We start from the raw sequence: 7,037 nt of genomic DNA, 5'->3' as shown, positions 1-7,037 counted from the left end.
TTGTTAAATTGTTTATATCTGAAATAGTTCATACAGAAGACTCCTTTTTGTTAAAATTATACTATAAATTCAACTTTGCAACAGAACCATATAAATGATGCTCTATATAATGGTGGAACCGTTTATTTTGCAAAATATATTTTAGGGAATTCTGCTATGGTAGGAGTATTAACTCTAAGTATTCAGCTCCCTGCTCTTTTATTAATCCTATTCCTTACACCAATCATAAAAAAATATGGAAAAACAAAACCTATGTTATGGGGGACTATACTCTTTATTATTGGTACTTTTATAATTATGATAAATATGACGAATATATATTTTGTAATAATAGGTTCTATTTTAAGAGGTATAGGTAGAGTTCCCATTTTTGGTAATATTTTCGCCCTATTACCAGATACTGTAGAATATGGAGAGTGGAAGACAGGAATAAGAAGAGAAGGACTTGTATACAGTGGTGGAAGCATGGGTACAAAAGTTGGTACCGGAATAGGAGCAGCCTCTGTAGGTTGGATTTTAAGTTTTGGTGGATATATTGGCGGAAAATCCATCCAATCAGATTCAGCTATATTTGCCATTAATTCATTATTTTTGTACCTTCCCATATTAACTTTTATAATATTAGCTATTATACTATTTTTCTACAATATGGATAAAATATATCCTGAAATTATAAAAGATCTTCAAAAAAGAAAAGATTTAAATTAAATACGATTAAATAATTTATAATAAACTTTAGCTGAAAACAAATTAAAAATGACGAGGTCTCTTAACTTTTAGATATAACCCTAATTAGTGATAATAAAATAAAAAACCCTTTCGCTGAATTCATTTTAAAATGAATTCAGCGAAAGGGTTTTTTTAAGACAAGTTTTAGCGAACATACAATTCAATTTCATCATGTATTGTTAGATTAATTTTTCTGTAATTCTCAATTTTGAATTATCCTTGTAAAATTAAAATATATTAATAATTATTTTTTTTCAAAAATTCATTTAATACTTCATCAGAAATAGCTTTTATTGAAGTGTCTTTGTCTAATGCCATTTGATTTAACCTTTTTTTAATCAAAGTATCTACTCTCATAGTTGTACTTTTAGCTACTGGTTTATAATTTTCAGTATATTTCACTGCTGAAGTATCTATATCATCTAAAAATCCTGACATTATTACCACCTATCCTTCTATTAATTCTATTCTTTCAACTAATTCTTTATAAATTTCATCTAGCATATGTAAAACTCTTTTATCATGAGCATCTACATCTTTTATCCCTTCTGCACCAAATTTTTTAATTCTTTCTCTTTGAAATATTTGATTTTCAAATAAGGCATTAGAAAAAGTTTCCTTAGATATTTTTAATATTTGTTCATCAATATTTCCATTTCTTTTAATTAGTACAGGGATTGCGCCTATCAATTCAAATGGTAAATCTGATTCTTTTTTTCGATCGCGTAAAAAATTAACAAAAGATAAACTACTCTCATATGCGGATTGTTGTGTCTGAAATACCATAGCAATATAATCACTGGCATAAACAGCATTATTAGTAAAATCCGAATTTATTGTTGGAGGAACATCTATAAAAATATAGTCGAAATCATAATCGACTTTTATTTGATCAATAACCGATTTAAGAATATATCGTTTTTTAACTATATCCGTTTTAGCAATGATATCTGATAAATTTGCTAATGATGAATCTGCAGGTAGAAGCACCAGTTTACTTGATAAATTTATCATGCATTCATTCAATTCTCCTGTTTTAAGTACATCTATAAAAGGTTTCTTTTCTTCTAAAGCTTCAGGATATGTTCTTTTCATAATTTGAGTCGCGTTTCCTTGAGGATCAAAATCAACTAGTAAAACTTTTTTATCATATCTCTCAGAAGCTATGTATGATAGTAAAGTAGACACTGTTGTCTTTCCTACTCCACCTTTAAAATTACCTATAGTTATTACAGACATGTGTTTCACTCCTTAATAGTATAATAATCATATTATATCAGATACAAGATACATGTAACAAGTTACATGTATCTTGACTAATTTATTTTTAAAATTTTGTGTGTCATTCTGAGGACAAAATTTCTCGTACTATTATCTCTTGTTACTTGTAACATGTTACAAGTAACAAGACGTTCCCTTACGTTTTTTATTAAATCTGAATATATTAGCTGACAGTATCAGTATTATTAATAAATTATAAGAGCTAAAAAAGCATTATCCGATAGATGGGATGATGTACTATTTTTCTGCTTTTTTATTCTTCTTAGTCCAATGATTGCCTTTTTCTTAGAAATTTTTATCAAAATACACATGAAAGTCACAAAAATAATCACTATCATACTCCATAAAGTAAAAAAACAAATATAATATCTCCAGGGTAATTAACATCATAAATAATTATAATTTTATAAACTACTATATCTATAGTAGTTGCTAATACACACACACATCTAACATATCAATATATATTTCTTTATAACTATTATTGGCAAAATTTTAATATTCAAAAGTTGACAATCATTCTTCTACAAATAACATGTTACATGTTACAACAAAATGTTACAATATTTATTGTCTATTATCCTCAAGTTTGTTATGCTTATTCTATATAAAAAACATTCAGTTGTTGGTAGCAACTGAATGTTTACAAAAAGGTAATGAAACGTTTACGCACGTTTGCATACATATTATAATAACTTAATTATAACTCGAATCAAATTATGTCGCAACTACATAATTTGTTAGAAATGTAAACGTTTTATTACCTCTTACCAAATTAAAATTCGGAAAGAGGTTTTTATTATGTCAAAAGGCAATATTAAACATTTCAAAAAAGATCAAGGATATGAACTAATACCAAGAGAATTATTACAAAGTTGTGACACGAATAGTAAACATTGCAAAAATATTTCATTACAAGCTATCGGTTTATTATGTAATTTACAAAGCTACCCTGAAAATTGGGATTTAAATAAAAGTGAATTATATAAAAGATATAGTAAAAATAAGCGTGATTCTGTTAAAAAAGCATGGGACGAATTAATAAAAGCTAATTTCATTATTCAATTTAAAAAAAGAGAGAAAAGTAAATATAATTATGTATATTATTTTTCATTAACACCATTTAGTGATGAAGACATAAAAGAAATAGAAAAGTTTGAAAATGTAAAAGCAGATCTAGATTTCAAATTAAAGAAAAATAAACAGAAAAACAACTCAAAAAAAGAAGTGAAAAATAAAAAAAGTAAATTGAAAAAACACACTAAGGTCTTGAAATATCAAGGGGAAATGGAGGTACGATTTTCAACAGTCGAAAATCGACAGTCGGAAATCGACAGTAGAAAACCAACACTTAAGAGATTACATAGTAAAGATATTACACATCAAGATATTACACAAGAAGATATTAGTGAAATGAATGGGATGAGTGCTAATAATATCAGTAAAACAATAACTTATAATCATTCAGCTCATTCAAACCATCAAAATGATAATTATTTAATTGATGAACAAACTCATTTATTAAAACCAATGCCTGAAGAATTAAAACAATTTATTAAATCAAGATATACATTAGCTGACAGTATCAGTATTATTAATAAAATTATGCAAGCTAAAAAAGCAGCAGGTGATAGACGTAATGACGTACCATTTTTCTATTTTGAACAAAACGAAGAACTATCAGACAAAATTATTGAAATCTTAATTGCAGTGAATCGTGAAATGAAAAAGAAACAAGAGTCAGTTCAATCAATGTTAGCTTATTACTACAATGCTTTAGTAAATGGCCTAGAAGAATTTCATTTCACAATGCAGGCAAGGGAAGCAGTACGAGATAAAAATTCATTTTTAGATATCTAGACGTCCAATCACAGATTGATTTTATCAAATGATTCAAGAAATTGAAGAAAAATATAAAGTGTTGGTCTTAGACTGACGCTTTTTTATTGTTAAAAATAAGGTCGTCTGCCCTTGAGGGCAGTATTAAAAAATACTAGGAGTTCCAATAACATTAGTATAAAAAGTATATCAATAATTTTTTCGAATTTCTACAAGCTAAAGTATAAAATACTAAAGAGTACATAAAAGGTTAAAAGTGTTTTGTTGGATAAGTGTACTATTATATGTATCTTATGTGATATTTAAATGTCATTTTAAATCAAGTTAACTCATAAAAATAGCTGAAAAGCTAACGGTGGTCGTAGTACCCCCCTATGATTTCACCCCTAAAATCTATAAATTCTCACCCCTTAAAACCCCTTTTAAAATACAAAAATAGAACTAACAGATCACTACGTGAAGTTAGCCCTAAAACTCATTTTTGGATAGGGGGTGTACATAAATGGTACATCTGACCGGCTATTACAACAATGGCTGGAGTATTTGGTAAATACGGTGTCCCAGTAGGTGCAGGTGTTTTAGCTAGCGCTAATGGACAAGAAAGACTAATAAATACATTTAACAAAGCTGCTAAACAAAATAAACGTGTAAAAATGACTATAAGCACAGGACCTACACCAAATTTAAATAAAGTAAGCTACAAAATAGTTAATTAAAAAAAGAAACACGATTAATCGTGTTTCTTTTTTTTAATTAAATACATAATATAATCTCTTAATAAAAGTACAATGAAAAATGAAATAGTTACATAAAAAACTGTTGCACTTATACCATTAAAACTCATATATATTAAACCAATAATCAAAGCAAAAATTAAATTAAACATTATTGTTTTATACATAGGATCACCCCAAAATCTATTTAAATTCAATATTATCATACTATAAATGTTATTTTTTATTCCAATTTCCTTTTTGTCTTAAAGTTTGCGTCCTTAACAATCCTAAAAGCTGTCAGTCGGTCGGGTTAATAGCTGACGCTATCGACCGCTGTCGCTTTAAGTCTAAGTTAAGGACTCTTTAAGACAAAAAGTTTTCTCGGCATAAATGTGGGTATAATTAAATTAGATTTACTTAAACAATTCTTTAAAGGTTTTGAACGCCATTCTATTTTTAGAGTGGCGTTTTTATTTATCTACCTCTACCCCTATCACGTTTTTGCTCTTTCTTTTTCTCTTCATATTTTTCTGGATGTATTTGTCTATCAATTGCCATAAAACCATTTTTTCTTTGAGTATTATCTTGCGTTAAGGCGTTTATCCCTTTCATATATTTTTCTCTTCCCAGCACTTCTTCCCATCTTCTAAAAATTTCTTTAATTGCTTCAATAAGGGTATTAGCGTATTTAATATATTCACGTTGTTTATCACAAATATCTCTTAATTTTTTATATCCCTCTGCAAACTTATTATTTTCTTGTCTAAGTTTCTTATTTTCATTTTTAAGCTCATTCAACGCTTTACCAGACTTAATATGCTCATAATCTTCTGTAATCATTTGTGCTGCTTGTATTTGTTTCTGAAAGTTATTAAATTCTTCTTGGCTTAATACAACATTCCCTGTTTCTTGTATTTCTTTGTTGAACAAACCACCTACTTTTTCAGTTTCATGTTCATATTTGACGTTTAAAGGCTTTTTAAGCGTTTCTAATGATTTTTGGTATTCTTCTATCAACTTATTGCTTTTTTGTTGTATATGGCTTAATTTTTGGCTCTCACGCTCATATTCTTGCTTATGGTATTCTGTTTTTTGCTTATATCGGCTTACCTGATCATGTTTAGCATTTGTAACTTGTCTTGATTGTCCTCGGTCCAAATCATACCCACGTTGATTAACATATTCGTTAAATCTATCTTGAAACGCTGTTAACGCCTTTTTATTCCCTACAACTTCTTTTGCACTTAATCTACCGTCATCAGTGATAGGGACAACACCATAATGCATATGTGGGGTTTTTTCGTCCATGTGAACTGTTGCATATAATAAATTATCTTTACCGTATTCTTGTTCTAAAAACTCTTTAGCATATTCAAAAAACTGCTTTGTATCTTCTGGCGTTTGATTATCAAAGAAATCATTGTCTGATGTAATTAAACCATCAATGTGTTTAATCGCGTCTGTTCTAATTTTTCTTTTGCCTGTATAATTCTGTTCAATTTTTTCATCAATCAAGTTATTAAAATTCTGTTTATTAGCATTTACCAAATCATAATTTAAGTAAGTTTTACTATGGTCTATATCTTCATTTTCATAATTATTATTTTCTCTTTGAACATGTTTTTGTATGCCCGTTGTATTTGTTCCTGTTTTTGTGCAAGCACAAAAAATGGACTGAACAAGTCAGTCCATAAGTTCAAAACCTAAACACCAGCAACCAAAAATGGTGGTTGCTGAAATTATAAGTATTTAAAATTATTAATTTCCTTAGTACTACTCAAAATAATAATATTCTTATTTTCTTTTATCTTATCAAGTTTGTTTAGTAAAAATGGTTTTCTTTGTTTAGGGTAATTCCAAATAAACTTTAATAAAGTAAAAGATATTTTTTCTTTACAGTCTTCCCCCATGTCAATTCGAGTTTTTCCAATATTTTTAAAAAATCTTTTAAAAACTCTGTAATAACAAATTCTTCTCGATAAATTTAAAAATATAACAGTATCAGCTAATTGCAATCTATCTTCCAAAATACCACTATAATTCCCATCAATAATCCATTCGTTTTTCTCTAATATTGAATTTTGAATAGTTATTTTTTCATATTCTGTACTCATAACCCAATTAGGTTTCCAAAATAATTGATCTAAATGATATACAGGAATATTTAATCTTTCAGATAACTTTCTTGAAAAAGTAGATTTTCCAGAACCTGAAGAACCAATAACAATAACTTTTTTCACAAATTAACCCCCTTCAATATTTTTCAAAATTTAAAATTACTTAACCAAAAATCAATCTGCTTTTGCAAATGTTTTTCGTTTTCTTTTAAAGTCAATTTCATTAAATCTGTTAAATCAACTGAAGAAATTTCCTTAATCACTTTCTGGTTCTGTTGCAAAGTTGAATTTATAGTATAATTTTAACAAAAAGGAGTCTTCTGTATGAACTATTTCAGATATAAACAATTTAACA

8 protein-coding genes and 1 pseudogene are annotated in these 7,037 nt (G+C 27.7%); 3 read left to right on the top strand and 6 right to left on the bottom strand.

Annotated elements, in window-relative coordinates; genetic code table 11:
• The first annotated feature begins 75 nt into the window (after positions 1-75).
• On the top strand, positions 76-708 hold the full coding sequence (locus CD129_RS00530) for an MFS transporter (RefSeq protein WP_160149129.1): 633 nt from the start codon (positions 76-78) through the stop codon (positions 706-708).
• Between the two features lie 258 nt (positions 709-966).
• Here CD129_RS00530 and CD129_RS00525 read toward each other — a convergent pair whose 3' ends face one another.
• Together CD129_RS00525 and CD129_RS00520 are read right to left on the bottom strand one after the other, a co-directional pair.
• Complete coding sequence (locus CD129_RS00525) at positions 967-1,167, bottom strand: plasmid replication-associated protein (RefSeq protein ID WP_115337961.1); 201 nt, start codon at positions 1,165-1,167, stop codon at positions 967-969.
• A gap of 9 nt (positions 1,168-1,176) precedes the next feature.
• Positions 1,177-1,968: a ParA family protein gene (locus CD129_RS00520; RefSeq protein WP_115337962.1), complete on the bottom strand. Its 792-nt coding sequence runs from the start codon at positions 1,966-1,968 to the stop codon at positions 1,177-1,179.
• Positions 1,969-2,811: 843 nt separating this feature from the next.
• Here CD129_RS00520 and CD129_RS00515 point away from each other — a divergent pair.
• Both CD129_RS00515 and CD129_RS00510 read left to right on the top strand, forming a co-directional pair.
• Positions 2,812-3,870: a nuclease gene (locus CD129_RS00515; protein WP_115337963.1), complete on the top strand. Its 1,059-nt coding sequence runs from the start codon at positions 2,812-2,814 to the stop codon at positions 3,868-3,870.
• 509 nt (positions 3,871-4,379) lie between these two features.
• Entirely contained in the window at positions 4,380-4,565 is a 186-nt protein-coding gene (locus CD129_RS00510) for a hypothetical protein (RefSeq protein ID WP_115337964.1), read from the top strand.
• Between the two features lie 14 nt (positions 4,566-4,579).
• Here the strand turns inward: CD129_RS00510 and CD129_RS13140 are convergent, their stop codons facing one another.
• The 4 genes and pseudogenes from CD129_RS13140 to CD129_RS13365 form a co-directional block, all read right to left on the bottom strand.
• Positions 4,580-4,750, bottom strand: a complete 171-nt coding sequence (locus tag CD129_RS13140) for a hypothetical protein (RefSeq protein WP_160149130.1) — start codon at positions 4,748-4,750, stop codon at positions 4,580-4,582.
• Positions 4,751-5,039: 289 nt separating this feature from the next.
• Complete coding sequence (gene mobV / locus CD129_RS00505) at positions 5,040-6,236, bottom strand: MobV family relaxase (protein WP_115337965.1); 1,197 nt, start codon at positions 6,234-6,236, stop codon at positions 5,040-5,042.
• Between the two features lie 68 nt (positions 6,237-6,304).
• Positions 6,305-6,805, bottom strand: coding sequence for a DNA topology modulation protein (locus tag CD129_RS00500; RefSeq protein ID WP_115337966.1), 501 nt, complete (start codon positions 6,803-6,805; stop codon positions 6,305-6,307).
• A 23-nt stretch (positions 6,806-6,828) separates the two neighbouring features.
• Positions 6,829-6,951 (bottom strand): annotated as a pseudogene (locus CD129_RS13365) (replication initiation factor domain-containing protein); the annotation flags it as partial.
• Positions 6,952-7,037: the final 86 nt, after the last annotated feature.

Source organism: Mammaliicoccus fleurettii (genome assembly GCF_003970575.1).
Taxonomy (GTDB): Bacteria; Bacillota; Bacilli; order Staphylococcales; family Staphylococcaceae; genus Mammaliicoccus; species Mammaliicoccus fleurettii.
The sequence above is the reverse complement of the archived record's forward strand: the minus strand, read 5'-3'. Positions and strand labels throughout refer to the sequence as shown.